The sequence below is a fragment of the Dactylosporangium cerinum genome (genome assembly GCF_042653625.1).
GTDB classification, from domain to species: domain Bacteria; phylum Actinomycetota; class Actinomycetes; order Mycobacteriales; family Micromonosporaceae; genus Dactylosporangium; species Dactylosporangium cerinum.
The window spans coordinates 19,962-37,736 of record NZ_JBHSIU010000027.1 but is presented as its reverse complement, the minus strand read 5'-3'; the positions used below and the strand labels follow the sequence as shown (position 1 = coordinate 37,736).

Below are 17,775 nucleotides of genomic sequence, written 5' to 3'. Positions count from 1 at the left end.
CGTGCGAGCTACCCGCGAATGTCCACCGTGCGGTGACGATTCGGGGCCGTCGAATCCATAGCGTTCGACGTAGTCGCGGCGACCGGCCGCGGAATCATACGGAGGACCATCATGCGACTGCTGAAGCAGCTCGCGGCCGTGGCGGCGGTCGCCCTCGCCGGCAGCCTGAGCGTCGGCGCCGCCGATTGGAACGTGCCGCTCACCCTGCTGCTCGGGCTGGCGACCGCGGCGCTGTCGTTGCTGGTGTACGCCTGGGTGGTCCGGCGCACCGAGCACCGCGCACCGGTCGAGGTCGCCGTCCGGGGTGCCGGGCCCGCGCTCGGTCGCGGGGCGCTGATCGGGGCCGGGATGTTCGCGGCAGTCATCGCGAGCATCGCCGCGTTCGGCGGGTACCGGGTGACCGGCTGGGGTTCGGCGGCCGGCGCGGTGGCGCTGGTCGGGTTCATGGCCGCCGGCGCCGTCACGGAGGAACTGCTCTTCCGCGGCGTCCTCTTCCGGATCGTCGAGGAACGCGCCGGCACGTGGGGCGCACTGCTGCTGACCGCCGCGCTGTTCGGCCTGGCGCACCTGCCGAACCCGAACGCCACGCTGTGGAGCTCTCTCGCCGTCGCGGTGGAGGCCGGTGCCCTGCTCGCCGCCGTGTACGCCGCCACCCGCAACCTGTGGGTGCCGATCGGGGTGCACTTCGGCTGGAACTTCGTCGCCGGCGGCGTGTTCGGCGCCGACGTGTCCGGCCGGAGCGGCCCGGACGGACTCCTGAACGGCGTGACGTCCGGCTCGACCGCGCTCAGTGGCGGCGGGTTCGGGCCGGAGGGCAGCGTGTACGCGCTGCTGGCCGGCGTGACACTGACGGCCGTGTTCATGTGGCTGGCCCGGCGCCGCGGCAACGTGGTGCCCCGGCGCCGGCGTGCCACCGCCGCCGACCCGGCCGCTACGCTCGCCCCGTGAGCGAGCTGCGACGCGTCCCGGACCTGTGGCGGCGACTCGACGTCACGGTCCGGGACCTTCCGCTGGCCCTGCTGCTCGCCGTCGCGTCGCTGGTGCCCGCGCTCCACAACCGCGGGACCCAGCTCGGCGACCTGCCGGGCCGCCCGATGGACGCGCTCGCCGTCGTGGTGATCGCGCTGGAGTGCCTGCCGCTGGCCGTGCGCAGACGGTGGCCGGCGGTGTGTCTCGCGCTGGTGTCGATCGGGTTCGTCGTCGACCAGCTCCGCGGCTACCACCTGGTCGCCGGCGCGGCGCTGCCCATCGCGGTGCTGAGCGCGGCGGCGCACCTGCAACGGTTCCGGCACACCATCCTGGTCGTGGCCTCCGTGGCGTACGTGGCGCTGGCCGTCGCGCTCGACCGGCGCGGGTCCACCGAAGGGGTCGTCGGCTTCGTCACGTTCTACCTGGCGCTGGCCCTCGCCTGGGGTATCGGGGCGTGGCTGCGCACGACCCGGGCGAGCGAGGCGGAGCGCCGCCGGCACGTCGCCGAGACCACCCGCGCCGCGGAACGCACCCGCATCGCCGGCGAGCTGCACGACATCGTGACGCACCACGTGACGGCGATGGTGGTGCAGGCGGAGGCGGCGCGGTACCTGACCGGGTCCCCCGAACGGCTCGACCAGGCCCTGACCGCCATCACCGACACCGGCCGGCGGGCGATCACCGACCTACGGCAGCTGCTGGACCTGCTCAACCCCGACCACGGCACCGAACCACGCACGCCGCCCGTCGGCGAGGTGCACGCCCTCGTGGAGCAGGCCCGGCAGGCGGGGCAGCCGGTGGAGTTCACCGAGGACGGCGGTCCCGCGGCGCTGACCGGCGGCGCGGAGATCGCGGCGTACCGCGTCGTGCAGGAGGCGCTGACGAACGCCCTCAAGCACGCGCACGGCCATCGGACCACGGTGTACGTACACCACGGGAAGAACGAAACCACGGTGACGGTCGACACCGAAGGACCGGATCCGCACCCCGCGGCTCCCGGTGGCAGCGGGCGGGGCCTGGTCGGGCTGCGCGAGCGGATCGGCGTCCTCGGCGGCGAGTTCAGCGCCGGCCGGCGGACCGGCGGCGGCTTCGCGGTGCGGGCCCGCATCCCGACGGGGAGCCCGTCGTGACCGCGCCGCTGCGCGTCCTCGTCTGCGACGACCAGGCGCTGATCCGGGCCGGCTTCACGACCATCATCGACGCCCAGCCCGACCTCGAGGTGGTGGGCGAGTGCGGCGACGGCCGCGCCGCGGTCGACCTCGCCGGCCGGCTGCACCCCGACGTGGTCGTGATGGACGTGCGCATGCCGGTCCTCGACGGCATCGAGGCGACCCGCCTGCTGGCCGGCGCCGGCGTGGCCCGGCCCGTCAAGGTGCTCGTGGTGACGACGTTCAACCTGGACGAGTACGTGTACGAGGCGCTGCGCGCCGGCGCGAGCGGTTTCCTGCTCAAGGACGCCCCGCCGGCGCAGCTGCTCGACGGCATCCGCACCGTCGCGGCCGGCGCCGCCCTGCTGTCGCCGGAGGTGACCCGGCAGCTCGTGGGGCGCTACGCGGCGCGGATCCGTCCCCCGCAGGAGCGGCGCGAAACCGCGCTGACGCCGCGGGAGCTGGAGGTGCTGCGCCTCATCGCCGACGGCCGGTCCAACCAGGAGATCGCCGCGACGCTGGTGATCAGCCAGGAGACCGTCAAGACCTACGTGTCGCGCATCCTCACCAAGCTCGACCTGCGCGACCGCGTGCAGGCAGTGGTCTACGCGTACCGCAGCGGACTGGTCACCTGAGCCGGGCCGCCGCCCATTCCTCGAACGTGGTGAGCGGGATGCCGAGCGCGCGGGCGAACTCCGGGCGGGCGGGCTGCCCGGTCACGTTGATGCGCTCGTGCGAGACGCCGGCCCACACCGGCATGCCCGCCGCGACCGCCTCCGGCTCGGTCAGGTCGGGCGCGGTCAGCTCGACGCCCAGGGCGCGGGAGAGGACCTCGGCGATCTGCGCCATCGTCAGGTGGTCGCTCGCCAGCTCCAGCTCCACCCGGTGGAACCGCTCGGGTTCGGCGACGGCCGCGGCGGCGGCCCGGCCGATGTCATCGACCGCGACGAGGGACAGCCGGGTCTGCGGCCGCAGGACCGTCACCAGCCCGCCCTCGACGCCGCGAGGGAACAGGTACGCGGCGGAAGGCAGGAAGTTCTCCATGAACCAGCCCGGCTTGATCAGGGTCCAGTGCGGGAAGCCCGCCTCGCGGACCCGGTCCTGGATGCCGGCCTTGGTGGTGTAGTACGGCTCCAGGGCCGCCCAGCGGCCTTCGGCCCAGCCGGCGGTCCCGGTGTGCTGCCCGGCGCCGGAGACGGACGTGTGCACGAACTGCGGCACCCGGGCGGCCCGCGCGGCGTCGATCAGGTTGACGGCCTGGGTGAACTCGCCGGCGAAGTCGATGCCGCCGTCGCGCATGGCGGGCATCTGCACCGAGAAGACGGCCCGGGCCCCTTCCGCGGCCCGGAACACCGAGTCGCGGTCGAGCAGGTCGCCGGCCACCACCTCGACGCCGCGTGCGGCGATCGCCCCGGCCCGGTCGGACGCCGGGTCGCGGACCAGGGCCCGGACGGGAATCCCCGCCGCGAGCAGGGCCCGGGCGGTGGCGCCGCCCTGCTGCCCGGTGGCGCCGGTGACCAGGACGGGTGCTGGATCGATGGGCATGACGCTCCTCCCAAAACGGCGGGGGCCGCCGTTTCTGCTTCGGTACGATACGGAGGACCCCGCCACTTAGCAACCTTGAGGTGACCCGGCATGGCCGTCCAGCGCGCGGACGCCCGGCGCAACTACGCGCTCCTGCTCGCGGTGGCCGAGCGGGAGGTCGCCACGCACGGCGCGGACGCGTCCCTGGAGCAGATCGCCCGGGTCGCCGGGGTCGGCTCGGCCACCGTCCGCCGGCATTTCCCCAGCCGGCACGCGCTGCTGGCGGCGGTCTTCCGGGACCGGGTCGCGACCCTGTGCGCGCACGCCCACGACCTCACGGCCCGCGCCGACACCCGGGCGGCGCTGCTGGAGTGGCTGAGCGCCGTCACGGCGTCCGCCGCCACCATCCGGGGACTGGCCAACGCCCTGAACCAGGACCTGGCGGCGGACCCCGGCGCGGTCCACGACCACTGCGCGACGGCGCAGCTCACCGAGGCCGGCGCGCCGCTGGTGCGGCGCGCCGCGGCCGCCGGCGCGCTGACCCCGGGCGTCACCGTCACCGACGTGCTCACGCTCATCACCGGCATTGCCCTCGCCACGGAACATCACCCGGATCCCGCGGCCGAGGCGAACCGGCTCCTCGACCTGACGCTGGCCGGCCTCAGCCCCCGGCGGGATCCCGGTGCGTGAGCGCGGCCTGCTCGACCCGCTCCCGGTAGGCGGCCCACCACTTCGGGTCGGTCTCGGGCAGGTTGGAGTTGCCGTCGTACAGGCCGGCGAACCCGTCGATCGACTCCCGGACGATGTCCGCCTGGCCGGCGTGCCGGTGCGTCTCGGCGATCACGTGGATCAGGATCCGGTGCAGCGTCACGTTGCGGGTCTCCGGCCGCCACCACGGCACCACGCCGGGCGCGTCGAGGTCGAGCGCGTCGATGGTGGCGTCGGAGTGCGCCCAGATCCGCTTGTACAGCTCGACGTGGTGCTCGCGGGTCTCCTCGGCGGTGGCCCACATGTCGGCGTTGGTCTCGGCGCTGTCGGCGAGGTAGGCGATGGGCTCCGGGAACTGCCGGCCGAACACCATGCCGAGATACTCCGACTCGACGGCGGCGGTGTGTTTGACCAGCCCGAGCAGGTTGGTCGCGGTCGGGGTGAGCGGGCGGCGGATGTCGTACTCGCCGAGCCCGTCGAGCTTCCAGAGCAGGGCGTCGCGCCCCTCCTGCAGGTACCGCTTCAAATGGTCCTTCACCGGGTAAATCCTCTACCAGCCGGGGCGGCGTTGCCAGTCGATTCCGGCCACCGGCCGCGTACGCTGGCCGTTCGCACCACGAGAGCACGAGAGGCGGCCTCATGACGGATCCGGCGGAGCAGGACCTACGGGCGCTGTTCGGGCAGTCCACCGCCGTCTTCGCCGCGCTCACGGGGGCGGCGCACGTGGTCGAGTCCGCGAGCCCGGCGTTCCTCGCCACCGTCGGCGGCGATGAGGTGCGCACCGGGGTGGCGCTCGTGGACCTGGTGCCCGGACCGGCCGGTCAGGCCCTCGTCGCGCGGCTGGACGAGGTCTTCGGCACGGGTGAGCCGCACACCGGCCGGGACGTGCGGGTCGTGCTCGGCGCCGACCCGCACGCGCGGGAGGCGTTCTTCGACTTCACCTACGAGCCGCGCCGGGACGCCGCCGGCGCCGTGACCGGGATTCTGGTGATCGGCGTGGAGACCACCCAGGTCAAGCACGCCCAGCGGCTGACGGCAGAGCACCGCGCCCTGCTGGAGCAGATCGCCCGGCAGGCGCCGCTGGCCGACGTGCTCGACGGGATGGCCCGCCGCATCGAGGACCTCGCGCCGCGGGAGGTGCTCGTCTCCGTGCTGCTCGCCGACGCTGACGGCCGGCACCTGCGCCACGGCGCCGCGCCCAGCCTGCCCGACTTCTACAACCAGGCCATCGACGGGATCGCCACCGGCGAGGGCGTCGGCTCCTGCGGCACGGCGGCGCACCGGCGGGAACCCGTCATCGTCACCGACATCGCCACCGACCCGTTCTGGGCCGACTTCCGGGACCTGGCCGGCCAGGCCGGACTCGCCGCCTGCTGGTCCACGCCGATCCTGGCCCGCGACGGCGGCCTGCTCGGCACGTTCGCCATGTATCACCGCGTGCCGCGCGTCCCGCAGGACACCGACCTCGCCCTCACCCGGGTCTTCGCGGGCACGGCGGCCCTGGCCATCGAACGCCACCACACCGAACAGGCGCAACACGCCGCCGAGGCACGCGCCAGTGCGGCCCACGACGAGCTGGCCAAGGCGGTGCACGCCGAGCGGGAGCTGCGCGCCGAGGCCGAGCAGCGCGCCGCCGCCGAGGCGGAACTCAACGCCCGGATGCGCACCGCCGCCACCGCACAGGCCCCCCGGCCGCACCCCGAGCACTGCCAGCTCGGCGGGGGCGCCGGGTGCGCCGCCCCCGCCGAGATCAAGCTCGCCGACTCGTGGGGCGACGCAGCGTGGGGCTGCGCCGCCCACGTCGAGGAGGCCCTCATCAACGTGCGCTCGGTGTTCATCGCCAACGAGGAACTCGGTGGCCTGGCCGCCTACGTCGCGCGCTGAACCGCCGCGCGTCTGTCCGGTCCTGCCCACCCTGATCGACGGTCCCGCGGGCGGACGGGCCTACGCAGCGGTGATCCCGGCGGCGGTGATCTCGGCGGCGGTGGCAAGGGCAGCGCGAGCGCCGACCGCGCGCGTGGCGAGTGCGCCGGCGACAACGGCGAGCCGGACGGCGGTGTCGAGGTCGCGTCCGGTGTCCAGGGCCCAGGCGAGCGCGCCGCAGAAGGCGTCGCCGGCACCGGTGGTGTCGACGGCCCGGACGGGGTGAGCGGGGACGGATCGCACGTCGCCGGGCCGGTTGATCCGGCAGCCGGCGGCGCCGAGGGTGACGACGACGGCGCCGACACCGGTGGCGAGGAGGTCGTCGGGGTCGCCAAGCGCCGCGAGCTCGTGCTCGTTGGGCACGAGCACGTCGACGTCGGCCAGGAGCGAGTCCGGGAGCGAGTGTGCGGGTGCGGGGTTGAGCACGACGGTCCAGCCGGCCGCACGCGCCGCCCGGGCTGCGGCGAGCACCGCCGGCAGCGGCACCTCGAGACTGGCCAGCAGAACGCCGGGGGGCCCGGTGAAGGGTCCGAGGTCCGCCGGTGCAAGCAAGGCGTTGGCGCCCGGGACGACGGTGATGGCGTTCTCGCCGATCGAGTCGAGCATGACGACGGCGAGCCCGGTCGGCTCGGCCGTGACCCGCACCAGGGACAGGTCGACGCCCGGGAGCGACGACGGGTCGAAGTCCGGCCCGACCGCGGCGATCAGCCGGCACGCACCGCCGAGGCGGGCGACGGCCGCGGCCTGGTTGCCGCCCTTGCCACCGGATCCGGTGCTGGACCCGGTCGCGATGACGGTGTGGCCGGGCGGGGCGATGAGCGGGGTGCGCACGACGAGGTCGATATTCACCGACCCGACCACGACGACGGTCATGCCGCCGTCCCGCCGTTGGTCACGCGTCGGATCTCCTCGGTGTCCACTCCCCGATCATCCTCAGATCCTGCTCGGCCGCAACAAGCCGAGGTGCCGCCGCGTGCTCCTCGAACGCTTTTGGGAGCACGCGGCGGCGCGTGCGTCAGCTGACCGTGACGGCCAGGTCGTCGAGCACGAAGGACGTCTGCAGCGACGAGTCCTCGGTGCCGTTGAACTTCAGGGCGACCGTCTGGCCCGCGAACGCGGTCAGGCTGTAGGTCTTGGCCTGGTACCCGGACGCCTTGTTCAGGTTGGACACGGTGCCGAGGGTGGTGGAACCGGCGGTGACGGTCAGCTTGTCGTACGCCGTCGTGGTGGTCGTCTCCGCGGAATCGACGTGGACGTAGAACGTCAGGGTCGCCGAGCAGCCCGCCGGGATGGTGACCGACTGGGTGAGCGACTCGGTGTGGGTGGAGCCGTAGCCGAGCAGCCAGGCCGAGTACGTGCCGGTGCGGGCCGGCTGGCCCTGGCTGGACCACTGGCCGATGGCGCCGGTCGTGCCGGTCCAGGACGTCGCGCCGGACTCGAAGCCGGGGTTGGTGAGCAGCTGCGCGCCGGTGCAGCCGGTCGGCGGCGGGGTGGTCGGCGGGGGCGTGGTCGAGCCGGAGACCGAGGTCTGCCAGATCGTGGCGGCGACCCCGTCGGCGGCCCGGTTGAGCACCGTCGCGCTGATGTTGCTGGTGGTGTCGCAGGCCGCGTGGTAGCAGGAGTCGTAGGCGCTGTTCGCCGTCCCGCCCCACTTGGCCGCCTGCGCCGAGGTCTTCCTGGCGCTGGCGCCGGCGGCGTATCCGGACGTCGGGATGCCGACCCGTTCGAAGGAGTAGTCATCGGAGCGGCCGGCGCCCTCGGTGTTCTCCTCCGGCTGCAGGCCCAGCGAGTCCCAGTACGCCTTCAGCGGCGCGGCGGCCGTGGAGGTGACATGGTTGATGAAGTAGCCGCCGTTCTTCGAGCCGACCATGTCGAAGTTGTAGTAGGCCTTGATCTGCGTGCGCTGGGTGGTGGTCAGCGCGTTGGCGTAGAAGGCCGATCCCTGCAGGCCCTGCTCCTCCCCCGCCCACCAGGCGAACCGGACGTGCCGGCTCATGGTGGGGTTCTGCTGCGCCAGCACCAGGGCGTTCTCCAGCAGCGTCGCGGACCCGGAGCCGTTGTCGTTGATGCCCGGCCCGGCCGACACGCTGTCCAGGTGCGCGCCGAACATGGTGATCTGGTCGGACGCTCCGCCCGGCCAGTCCGCGATGAGGTTGTTCGCGCGATACGTGCAGCTGGTGCAGGTCTGCTCGGCCACGGTGTAGCCGGCGGCCTGCAGCTTGCCCTTGAGGTAGGCGACCGACGCGGTGTACCCGGCGGTGCCGCTGCGCCGGTTGCCACCGTTGCTGGTCGCGATCGTGCCGAGCTGCGTCAGGTGGGCCTGCACGTTCGCGATGGCGATGTCGGGCGCCGCCGCGAGCGCCGGTGTGGCGGTCACCGGCGGCGCGGCGCCGGCCGGGATCGCCAGGCCGGCGCCGAAGAGCAGGAGCGTGGCGGACACGGTCAGTGTCAGCGCCGCTGTGGTGGATCTCATGCGTGAGCTCCTCGATCGGAGGACGAAGGTGGCGCGAGATTCGCATATTTCGATGTACGCGACAAGTGATCGAGGGCATACCAGCCTGGCCATACTGCGGCGACGCCGCGTTGTTACACATGTGGCGGAAAGTGTCGTACCAGCGGTTCATGCTGCTCGCTGACGCGGCCGGTGACGAGCGGGACCGCTAAAGGCCGCGGTACTGCGCCCAGCGGTTCGCCGCGTCGTAGACCTCCAACTTCCACGGCTTCGGGTCCGCGGCGCTGATTTCGTCCCAGAGCGCGACATTCCCGGCCACGAGCGCGGAGACAGCTTGCTCATCAGCCGTCGCGTACGCGGGCAGTGGTCCCTGACGCGGCGCCGGTGTATCCGGCTGTCCTCGATGAGCTCGTTCCGTCGGCGTGGCACCACGTCGAACCGGTATGCCAACAACCGGATAGAAGCAGACCACAGCCAACTCAAGCACCGGCTCAGACCGATGCGCGGACTACAGACCGACCGGACCGCGCAGACGACCATCGCCGGGCACGCCTTCATACAGAACCTGCGCCGCGGCCACTACCAACTCGGACTCGACGCCCCGCGCGGGCTCCGCGTCGCTGCGGCGTTCACCGAACTCGCCACCGCCATCTGAAGACCGGCCGTACTCGCTCCAACGCGTCCTCCGATCTCCAAACGCAACTGTGAGTCAGCGCCAGCGGGATTGACCGAAGATCAGGCTGGGTATGGGTGGTCGATGACGGTGATGCACCGTTTGGGGGTGAGAGTGATGACGGCGCGTAACGCCGATCCGCACGGCAGAGATCTGTACGGGCCGGAGGCCGAAGCGCGCGATGCGGCGCGCCAGGAGGCGGAGGAAAGGCAGAGTCGCCAGGTGCACGACTCCCGTGGCGGGCGCGTTGATGAGGGGGCCGTCGACTCGACCGGCCGGCGGGTCGCCGACCCGCGTCGCGGCACCCAGTTCGACGAAGACGTCTGAGGCACAGGCCTGAGGGCGCGGTTGCATGCAGCGACCTTCAAGATCACTGGTCGCAAGACTCCAACTCGTTCCCCGGCGCCTGGCGCGCGACGCTTGGCGCGCTGCCTGCGCTACTCGACCTCACCGAAGCAGGTGGCCTACGGGTCGGCCCGCTGCGCGACCGCCACGCCGCACCCACCGACTGGGACGCCCCGCAACGTTTGACCGGCTCACCCCCTCGCTGGCGCGGCGTATCGCCAGAGAGCCGTCGGCCTGACTGTCCAGACCCTCCGTCACCCGCAAGACCTGAGCAGCAGCTTCTTCCCCGGGACCCAGAGGTGGTCGGAGAACCGAACGGCGGAGCGATCACGCCGCAACGTCGGGCCGACTACCCGCTGCGTCGACCTCCTCGACAACCTGCACGAGCGCCGACAGCGCCGTCAGAGGGTGCCGCCAACTCGGCCGGCATCGCCAGCTCGGTATCACGGTCCACCGTGATACCCAGGTACGACGTTGAGCACCGCCACGGCGCGACCGCCTCTGACAGCCACGCCACCGCGTGCGGTGGCGTTTGCTCAGCAGCCCCCACGGAGAGCCTGGGCCTACCGGGACCGTGCCGGTGGATGCCGTCGAAGTGCCGACGTAGGTGCCGAGGGACCTTCAGCCCTTGCCCCCGCAGACTGGCCGGGCCAAAGTTGGACATGAGCCCCGGATGCCGGCGAGGTGATCGGAAATGGTGTTCGCCGTCTTCTTGATCGTGCTGGTGGCAGTCGCGGTCGTGTCATCCGCCAGCGCGTGGGTTGCCAGGTGCCGAAGCCGGGATGCGACCGGACCACAGCCGGCTTCGCCGCGACCGGCGGACTCATGGGCTATCTCCGAGACGATCAGCCGAGCTGACTCGCACGGCGAGCGCGTCGAGGCCGTACGCACCGCGTGGCTGCTCGCTGGTCACCTGTCGGCCGAAGAGTACCGGCGAGACATGGCTAACCTTGCCGCGCGGGACGCGCTCTTCCATCCGCTGGTCACCCCGCCCGACCGGTGATCGGGCCTTGCACAGCGCACACCGAAGCATGCTGCACCGGGGCATCGACGGCGAGGACACCAGCCAGCAATGGTTCGGCGCAGGGCCTGACTGAGGCGGCGTTGACGCGCGTCCGTCGGCCTCCGCCGTCGGCGCCGGAACGCTGAGCTGGACCAGAGGGGTGGTCGAGCGTCGCGCCGGCACGACGCGGGCCTTGGCGGCCAAGTTCACCCATGCCGATCGGTCGGCCGATCGGATCGACGAGGACGAGATCATCATCGTGCAGGAGACCTTCCGCCCCTCCACCCGCCGACGGCTCGGCACCCGGGCCATCGCCGCCCTCCTCAACAAGCGCGTCCAACTGCGTCGGTGCGCCCGCCGGAAGGCCGCCAAGCAGGACGGCGCTCGTCAACCGTTGTGAAGATGCTCATGGCGGTCCTTCTTTGCGCCTCGACGGCCCCATCCGGGGCCGAGAGCAAGGCTGCGCTGAACGCGGCCCATGCCCACGCCATGGCTGTCGAGCCCTCACATATCCGTCTCACTCAACCCTTCGCCGGAAGCCGGCCCGAGTTGGCGCAACGTACCGGCGCATGCTCGACGGCTGGCTGGCCGGCTGCGTCAAACACGGTCAACGCGGCCGACACCGAGCAGATCGCCGAACCGGTGTCGCGGTAGACGCCCCTACGCCGCTACCCGGCCGTCGGCCACCGCCACTGCTCTGGCCGGCAGGGCGGGCGTGGTCCGGCGGACCCGAGGCTCGCCGCCTGAACGCCGTGCAGCACCGCGCAACCGTTGCGGTGGACTACCGCGCGGTGTGAACCCGGGACGGCTCGGGGGCGTACTCGCCCTGCGGCGGTTCGACGGTGGCCTGTGTCGATGCCGACCGCTCCAGGAAGCGCAGCAGCTCGACCGGGAACGGCAGCACCACCGTCGAGTTTTTCTCAGCCGCCACCTCGACCACCGTCTCCAACAGCCGCAGCTGCAGCGCGGTCGGTGTCTGCGCCATCGTGGCCGCGGCCTCAGCGAGCTTGCGCGACGCCTGCAGCTCACCGTCCGCGGTGATGACCCGGGCGCGCCGCTCACGCTCCGCCTCGGCCTGCCGGGACATCGAGCGTTTCATCGACTCCGGCAGCGAGACATCCTTGATCTCCACGCGGTCGATGTGGACGCCCCAATCGATCGCCGGGCTGTCGATCATGAACTCCAGGCCCTGGTTGAGCCGCTCCCGATTGGTCAGCAGCTCGTCGAGGTCGCTCTTGCCGATGATCGAACGCAACGACGTCTGCGCCACCTGGAGGACCGCGAACATGTAATCCTGCACGTTGACGACGGCCCGGACCGGATCCACGACCCGGAAGTACACCACCGCGTCTACCTTGACGGTCACGTTGTCGCGGGTAATGCCATCCTGTGCCGGAACCGGCATAGTGACGATCTGCAGGTTCACTTTCTGCAGCCGGTCCAGCAACGGCACGATCAGGGTCAGGCCCGGCCCACGCGTTTCGTCCCGCAGACGCCCGAGCCGGAAGATCAGACCGCGTTCATACTGCCGGACGATCCGGACGCTGGCCACCAACCCGGCCACCGCCGTCACCAACACGACAATAAACATCAAAACCATGGCAGCACGCGCCATCCTTGCATCTCCACCCAGCTTAGCCTGAATCCACCGTCTGGCCTTGGGTCGCGCCGCCGCCGGAGCGTGTCATCGATGTTCGTTGATTGATGTGGTGAATGGGTGTGATGGGTCGGCCGGGCGCTCCGGCATGCTCCGTGGCGGTGGTCGGGCCCGAGGTGGGCGGTCGTCTGGGTCAGGCTGTCGCGGGCGGCGCGTGGACGCGGTCGACGAGGGTCTGCCAGGGTTGCTGCCAGGGCCATTGGCTGGGTAGGTGCAGGATGAGGCGGCGGGTTCGGCGGGCCAGCCGGGCCGGGATGGTGATCAGCTGCCGGCGGATGGTGGCGGTCCGGGCGGTGGCGTAGCGGAGGCTGGTCAGGCAGCCGGCGGCGCGCAGCAGGTTGTGGGTCATCGCGGCCAGGGTGAGCCAGGCGGCGTTGGCTGCGAACCGGCCTGAGGGCAGGTGCGCGAGGGGTCCGTCGATGAGGTCGGCGAAGACCTGCTCGACGACGGCATGACCGCGGTGGGTCAGATCGGCGTCCACTGTGGATTCGGTGGTGTCGGTGAGGAAGGTGTGGTACCGCCACAGCGGGAACAACGCCTCCTGGCCTTCGGGTGCGGGGTTGCGTTCCTTGACTCGGCGCACGACGAACCGGGCGGTGACCTTGTGCCGGCCGGACTCGAACGCGGTGTAGACGGTTTCGGCGACCTCGGCCTCGGAGATCCAGCATCCGGCCTCCTCGTCGAACACCGCGCCGGGGTAGCGCACCGGGGTCCACGCCGCCTCGTCGATACCGGCGATCGCGGCGCGGAGCTTGACGTTGGACTGCAGAGTGACCGAGAAGTTCGCCCCGGCCTTGCGGCAGGCCGCTACCACGACACCGGAGCCGAACGCCGAGTCGGCCCGGACCAGGATCCGGCCGGTGGCTCCGCACGCCCGCGCGGTGGCGATCGCTTGGCGGACCAGGGATGCCGCGCCGCGGGCGGAGCCGGCGTTGCCGCCACGCAGCCGGGTGGTCGCGATCACGGGCGCCGCCTCGGTGGTGCTGAGACGCGCTGCATGTGGTCGACCGGGACGGGCTGCGGCTGCGCAACGGGTTCGGGGTCGACGTGTTCGTGCCGCGGGATTGTTCGTGCCATGGGATGACGTCGAAGCGGTGCGGGAGCGGCGAAGTCGTTGGGCGAGAGCAAGGCGCTCCAGGTGCATGGGGGGACGATATACATCACCGTCTCCGGACAGACCAACGTCCAGATGCAGCTTGAAGAAGGCGGGCAGCACGAGGACGTCAGGATCTACGTGGACGATCCCGCGGGGTTCTGCGCAGGCCGCGGGGTTGATCGTCGGCGGACTGGGCAGGGCAAGACGCCATGGTGACGATCCATCGTGAGGCCCGGTCCATCCGTACGCCCGACGAGGTCTTCGTGCCGCTCGCCGACTTCTACGCGGTCGACGCCTGGCTGCCCGACGTCCTGGAGTCGGCGCAGGACCCGGACCATCCGGGCACCCGCGTCCTGAAGCTGCGGAACGGGGGGACCGCCGCCGAGCACCTTCTGGAACAGACCGGGCGCAGCGTCCGGTACCAGCTTGCGGGCGGAGACGTGCCGGTGAAGAACCACGAGGCGGTCCTCGCCGTGCGCGAAGACCCGGCCGGCGGGTCGCTGATTACGTGGGATGTCCGGTTCGAGCCGGACGGCGCGCCCGAGGCGATGGTGACCGCAACGATGGGCGAGCTGATGCAGGCCGGTGTCGACGCCCTGGTCTGAAACCAGAGAAGCCCTGGTCCGAGGGGAGAAAAGCCTCAGTGGGCGGCGATGTGGGCGCGCACGCGGGCGGTCTTGATGGCCTCGGTCAGGGTGGCGATGTCGTAGGCGCCGTAGTGGCGCTGGCCGTTGATGAAGAACGTCGGGGTGCCGCTGACGCCGCTGAGGTCGGCCGACTCCAGGTCCTGCGCGACCCGTGACGCGTGGACGTGCCGGCGCAGGTCGTCGTGGAAGCGGTCCTGGTCGAGGTCGAGCTCCCCCGCGTACCGCAGAAGGTCCATGGGCCTGAGCTCGTCCTGGTGCGCCAGCAGCAGGTCGTGCATCTGCCAGAACGCGCCCTGCTCGGCGGCGGCTTCGGCGGCCTCCGCGGCGAGCTGGGCCTGCGGGTGGACGTCGGTGAGGGGCAGGTGGCGCCAGACGTACCGCAGGTCGGTGTCGGTGAGCAGCTCGCGGACGATGGGCTCGGCCTGGCCGCAATACGGGCATTGGAAGTCGCCGTACTCGACGACGGTCACCGAAGCTGTCTCGGCGCCGCGGACGTGATCCTGTTCCGGATCGACGGGTGGGATGAGGTCCACCAGTTGGTCCGCGACCCCGAGGAGCGCTACGGCGCGCTTGTGCTTCGGCAGGCGGGCCGTCATGCGGTACACCAGCCAGGTGAACAGCGAGGCGAGGACGGCGGCGGCCAGGACACCGAGCTTTGCCTCGGCGAGTTCCTGGCCCTCGAACGCGAGGCTGGCGATCAGCAGCGAGACGGTGAACCCGATGCCGGCGATCGTGCCGCTGCCGAGGACGGCGGCCCACCCGGCGGCGGGCCGGATACGGCCTCCGGTGACGCGGTTGAGCAGCCAGGACACGCCGACGACCGCGATCGGTTTGCCGACGACGTAGGCGGTCAGGATGCCCAGGGTGATCGGTGAGGTGAAAGCGCGGGCGAGGAAGCTGCCGTCGATGACGATGCCCGCATTGGCCAGGCCGAAGAGCGGGACGATCAGGTAGCTGGTCCAGGGGTGGTACAGGCGCTGGAGGCGGTCGTTCGGCGACAGCGTCTGGGTGAGGCCGAGGGTCGCGGACCGGGCGAGTTCGGCGGTCGGCTGCTCGCGGAAGAGCTTGAACAGCCCGCTGGCGGCCTCCAGCGCACCACGGGCCGGCGAGTACGCGGTGGCGGTCAGGCCGATCGCGAGGCCGGCCACGACGGGGTCGACGCCGCTCTCCAGCAACAGCAGCCACAGCAGGATGCAGAGCGGGGCGAAGAAGACGCCGCGGCGCACGCCGAGGGCGCGCAGGCCGAGCAGCGCGCCGAAGACGGCGATGGCCAGCACGAGGGGCATCATCTTGACGTGCTCGGAGTACGCGACGGCGATCACGATGAGGGCGATGAGGTCGTCGACGACGAAGACGGTGAGGAGGAAGACCCGGGCCTGCTCCGGCACGCCGCGGCCGAGGAGCGCGAGCAGGCCGAGGGCGAGGGCGGTGTCAGTGGACATGGCGACGCCCCAGCCGTGCGTGCCGGGGCCGCCACCGTTGAACGCGAGGAAGATCGCGACCGGGATGAGCATGCCGGTGACCCCGGCGGCGAGCGGCAGCAGGAAGCGGCGGCGGTCGCGCAGGTCGCCGAGGTCGAACTCGCGCCGCGCCTCCAGGCCGACGACCAGGAAGAACAGGGTCATGAGGCCGCTGTTGACCCAGTCGCGCAGGTCGCGGGTGAGCTCCATGCCGCCGAGCCGCAGGGAGAACTCGGTGTGCCAGAGCGCCTCGTACGAGTGGAGGTCGACGTTGGCCCACACGAGCGCGGCGACGATGGCTGTGACGAGCACGCCGGCGCTGCCGGACTCGGTGCGCATGAACGAGCGCAGTGGCGCGGTGACGTCTCGCTTCCACGTGGTGATCGGCCCGAGGATCCCCGGGACGGAGGACCCGGGGCCGGACGGCGCAGGTTCAGCCATAGTCCGCAAGCTTAGTTTCAAGGACCTATTGGCACGCGACGCTACTGTCGGCGCTCACGTAATTCGGTTCTGTCACAGGAAGCGGATGCTGTTTGTGATCTTGGGGCTGGTCGTCGGTCATGGCGCGGAAGAGTTGTTGAAGACGGCTCCGTGGTCGTCGACGTGGGTCGTGCCGGTGTTGGGCGAGTCGGATGATGTTGGTGCCGGCGGCGGTGAGGACGTGTTGGACGTGAGGGGTCCGTTGCATTGGGCGTTCCCTGGCCGGGCAGGCTTGAACGGTGAAGCTCTCGATCCGCCGACGTCGGTCCCTGCCACCACGGTCGGCGTTTGCCGGGGTTCCGGTTCCCGCCGGACGTGATCATGGTCGCTGTCCGGCTGTACCTGCGGTACAACCTGTCCTACCGCGACGTCGAGGAATTGCTGATCGAGCGGGGTGTCGAGGTCGACCACGTCACGATCTTCCGGTGGGTGCAACGATTCACGCCGCTGCTCGCCAACTGCTGACCTGGGCCCACAGCTTCGGCATCCTGAACCGTGCCGGCGTGGAAGGCACCGGCTCCTACGGCGCCGCACTGACCCGTTTCCTGCGCCGCCACCACATCGCCGTGATCGAGGTCAACCGCCCCGACCGCGCCGCCCACCGCCGCCACGGCAAAACTCGCCGCCGGGTTTTCGGGGCGGCGAGCCGTCGCGGGCGCTCCCAGTGTGTTCAATCGCACCGGATTGCAGCGCTGAAGTTCGAGTTCGTCTATATCCGGCGGTGGTGGCCGCGTCGCTGGTCCCGCGCGGTTTCAACGCCGCGGTTGGCTGGTGAATGAACTGGCCCGTCGCCAAAGTTCCGGGTATGACGCAGAAGGTTGGGCCGCCGCGGTGGGGGATCGTCCTCGACGCCGGGGACGGCTGCGGCGCGGTGCGGTTCGACGCCCGTTCCGTCGCGCCGCTGCGCACCGGCGAGGACATCGCGGAGCTAGTCGGTGACGTGATCGTGACCGTGGACGCCGGCTCGCGGCTGCGGGCCGCGCTCGCGGCGCTGACGTGCGGCGACGGTCTCGACGACGCCTCGCTCGTGGGGTTCGTGTGTCCGGACGGGTGGCGGGCGGTACACCGGAAGCTCGTCGAGGAGGCGCTCGGGCGGCCGGGCCCGGCGGTGCGGTTCGTGCCGCGCCTGCACGCCGTCCTGACGTCCTGCGCGCGGCTCGATCAGGCTCACGACGGCGTCCGGGTCGTCGTCGTCCACATCGGGCTTCGGATCACGGAGGTATGGCACGTGATCCGGCATGAGGATGCCTGGCTGGCGACCGGCACGGCCGCCGGCGACCTCGGGGTGGTGGACGCGGACCCGGCGGGCCGCTGCGGGTCGCCGCCGGCGGAGCCGATCGGCGCGGCACGGGCACGGACCGGCGTCGACCTGGCCGGTGGCGTGGAGAAACTCGTGCTGGGCGTGGTCCTTGCAGCGGGCTCGCCGTCGGGTCTGTCGGTGATCGTGGCCGGCCCCGGGGCGGCGCTGCCGGGCGTGGCCGGTGCGGTGGAGCGGGCCGCCGGCGCCCCCGCCGAGACCGCGGGCGTCGACCCGCAGTGGCAGGCCGCGTTCGGGGCGGCCCGCCACTGGATTCCGCTCCTCGACGTCGGGGCGCGGCAGTCGCCGGCGGAGACCGTTCCGGCGTTCGTCGCCGGAGCCGAGTGACGGCGAACCAGATTTTTTTCTGTTGATCTCACACACATTCAGGGA

Annotated in this window: 19 protein-coding genes and 1 pseudogene; 13 read left to right on the top strand and 7 right to left on the bottom strand. The window is 71.7% G+C overall.

Translation table 11 applies throughout. From position 1 onward, the window contains the following. The first annotated feature begins 111 nt into the window (after positions 1–111). The 3 genes from ACFPIJ_RS22365 to ACFPIJ_RS22355 are packed head-to-tail and all read left to right on the top strand — an operon-like array spanning position 112 to position 2,752. Positions 112–948, top strand: coding sequence for a CPBP family intramembrane glutamic endopeptidase (locus ACFPIJ_RS22365; RefSeq protein ID WP_380117119.1), 837 nt, complete (start codon positions 112–114; stop codon positions 946–948). Beyond that, positions 945–2,099, top strand: a complete 1,155-nt coding sequence (locus ACFPIJ_RS22360; RefSeq protein WP_380117118.1) for a sensor histidine kinase — start codon at positions 945–947, stop codon at positions 2,097–2,099. Before ACFPIJ_RS22365 ends, ACFPIJ_RS22360 begins: the two co-directional genes overlap by 4 nt. Beyond that, entirely contained in the window at positions 2,096–2,752 is a 657-nt protein-coding gene (locus ACFPIJ_RS22355) for a response regulator (protein ID WP_380117117.1), read from the top strand. Before ACFPIJ_RS22360 ends, ACFPIJ_RS22355 begins: the two co-directional genes overlap by 4 nt. Here ACFPIJ_RS22355 and ACFPIJ_RS22350 read toward each other — a convergent pair. Next, positions 2,745–3,662: an NmrA/HSCARG family protein gene (locus tag ACFPIJ_RS22350; RefSeq protein WP_380117116.1), complete on the bottom strand. Its 918-nt coding sequence runs from the start codon at positions 3,660–3,662 to the stop codon at positions 2,745–2,747. The genes ACFPIJ_RS22355 and ACFPIJ_RS22350 overlap by 8 nt on opposite strands. Before the next feature lie 90 nt (positions 3,663–3,752). Between ACFPIJ_RS22350 and ACFPIJ_RS22345 the strand changes: the two genes are divergently transcribed. Further along, positions 3,753–4,331 carry a TetR/AcrR family transcriptional regulator gene (locus ACFPIJ_RS22345; protein ID WP_380117115.1) on the top strand — a complete coding sequence of 193 codons (579 nt, stop codon included), beginning with the start codon at positions 3,753–3,755 and terminating at the stop codon, positions 4,329–4,331. Here ACFPIJ_RS22345 and ACFPIJ_RS22340 read toward each other — a convergent pair. Continuing rightward, positions 4,303–4,887 (bottom strand): DinB family protein, encoded by a 585-nt coding sequence (locus ACFPIJ_RS22340; protein WP_380117114.1) that lies wholly within the window; start codon positions 4,885–4,887, stop codon positions 4,303–4,305. The two genes, ACFPIJ_RS22345 and ACFPIJ_RS22340, sit on opposite strands and share 29 nt — an antisense overlap. A 101-nt stretch (positions 4,888–4,988) precedes the next feature. Between ACFPIJ_RS22340 and ACFPIJ_RS22335 the strand changes: the two genes are divergently transcribed. Beyond that, on the top strand, positions 4,989–6,233 hold the full coding sequence (locus ACFPIJ_RS22335) for a GAF domain-containing protein (protein WP_380117113.1): 1,245 nt from the start codon (positions 4,989–4,991) through the stop codon (positions 6,231–6,233). A 60-nt stretch (positions 6,234–6,293) separates the two neighbouring features. On the opposite strand, the gene ACFPIJ_RS22330 is transcribed toward ACFPIJ_RS22335, so the two are convergent. Both ACFPIJ_RS22330 and ACFPIJ_RS22325 read right to left on the bottom strand, forming a co-directional pair. Then, on the bottom strand, positions 6,294–7,145 hold the full coding sequence (locus ACFPIJ_RS22330) for a ribokinase (RefSeq protein ID WP_380117112.1): 852 nt from the start codon (positions 7,143–7,145) through the stop codon (positions 6,294–6,296). 142 nt (positions 7,146–7,287) lie between these two features. Next, positions 7,288–8,745 (bottom strand): M28 family peptidase, encoded by a 1,458-nt coding sequence (locus ACFPIJ_RS22325; RefSeq protein ID WP_380117111.1) that lies wholly within the window; start codon positions 8,743–8,745, stop codon positions 7,288–7,290. A 382-nt stretch (positions 8,746–9,127) separates the two neighbouring features. On the opposite strand from ACFPIJ_RS22325, the gene ACFPIJ_RS22320 reads away from it, so the two are divergent. The 4 genes from ACFPIJ_RS22320 (at position 9,128) to ACFPIJ_RS22305 (ending at position 11,145) form a co-directional block, all read left to right on the top strand. Further along, positions 9,128–9,379 (top strand): DDE-type integrase/transposase/recombinase, encoded by a 252-nt coding sequence (locus ACFPIJ_RS22320; protein ID WP_380117110.1) that lies wholly within the window; start codon positions 9,128–9,130, stop codon positions 9,377–9,379. 135 nt (positions 9,380–9,514) lie between these two features. Next, a complete protein-coding gene (locus ACFPIJ_RS22315; RefSeq protein WP_380117109.1) occupies positions 9,515–9,724 on the top strand; it encodes a hypothetical protein in 210 nt (69 codons plus the stop codon). Positions 9,725–10,436: 712 nt separating this feature from the next. Then, positions 10,437–10,745, top strand: coding sequence for a hypothetical protein (locus ACFPIJ_RS22310; protein WP_380117108.1), 309 nt, complete (start codon positions 10,437–10,439; stop codon positions 10,743–10,745). Positions 10,746–10,905: 160 nt separating this feature from the next. Further along, complete coding sequence (locus ACFPIJ_RS22305; RefSeq protein WP_380117107.1) at positions 10,906–11,145, top strand: hypothetical protein; 240 nt, start codon at positions 10,906–10,908, stop codon at positions 11,143–11,145. Positions 11,146–11,526: 381 nt separating this feature from the next. Here ACFPIJ_RS22305 and ACFPIJ_RS22300 read toward each other — a convergent pair whose 3' ends face one another. Together ACFPIJ_RS22300 and ACFPIJ_RS22295 are read right to left on the bottom strand one after the other, a co-directional pair. Next, on the bottom strand, positions 11,527–12,360 hold the full coding sequence (locus ACFPIJ_RS22300) for a slipin family protein (RefSeq protein WP_380117106.1): 834 nt from the start codon (positions 12,358–12,360) through the stop codon (positions 11,527–11,529). Positions 12,361–12,535: 175 nt separating this feature from the next. Further along, a complete protein-coding gene (locus ACFPIJ_RS22295; RefSeq protein WP_380117105.1) occupies positions 12,536–13,366 on the bottom strand; it encodes an IS1380 family transposase in 831 nt (276 codons plus the stop codon). Positions 13,367–13,710: 344 nt separating this feature from the next. Here ACFPIJ_RS22295 and ACFPIJ_RS22290 point away from each other — a divergent pair, with 344 nt between their 5' ends. Continuing rightward, positions 13,711–14,103: an SRPBCC family protein gene (locus tag ACFPIJ_RS22290; RefSeq protein ID WP_380117104.1), complete on the top strand. Its 393-nt coding sequence runs from the start codon at positions 13,711–13,713 to the stop codon at positions 14,101–14,103. Between the two features lie 35 nt (positions 14,104–14,138). Here the strand turns inward: ACFPIJ_RS22290 and nhaA are convergent, their stop codons facing one another. Beyond that, the gene (nhaA, locus tag ACFPIJ_RS22285) at positions 14,139–16,046 is read right to left on the bottom strand and encodes a Na+/H+ antiporter NhaA (protein WP_380117103.1); all 1,908 of its coding nucleotides are present in this window, start codon (positions 16,044–16,046) and stop codon (positions 14,139–14,141) included. A gap of 360 nt (positions 16,047–16,406) precedes the next feature. Between nhaA and ACFPIJ_RS22280 the strand changes: the two are divergent. The 3 genes and pseudogenes from ACFPIJ_RS22280 to ACFPIJ_RS22270 all read left to right on the top strand — a co-directional run. Beyond that, positions 16,407–16,538 (top strand): annotated as a pseudogene (locus tag ACFPIJ_RS22280) (IS6 family transposase); the annotation flags it as partial. Next, on the top strand, positions 16,511–16,864 hold the full coding sequence (locus tag ACFPIJ_RS22275; protein WP_380117102.1) for a hypothetical protein: 354 nt from the start codon (positions 16,511–16,513) through the stop codon (positions 16,862–16,864). The pseudogene ACFPIJ_RS22280 and the gene ACFPIJ_RS22275, both read left to right, overlap by 28 nt. 26 nt (positions 16,865–16,890) lie before the next feature. Then, positions 16,891–17,730: a hypothetical protein gene (locus tag ACFPIJ_RS22270; protein WP_380117101.1), complete on the top strand. Its 840-nt coding sequence runs from the start codon at positions 16,891–16,893 to the stop codon at positions 17,728–17,730. Positions 17,731–17,775 lie beyond the last annotated feature (45 nt).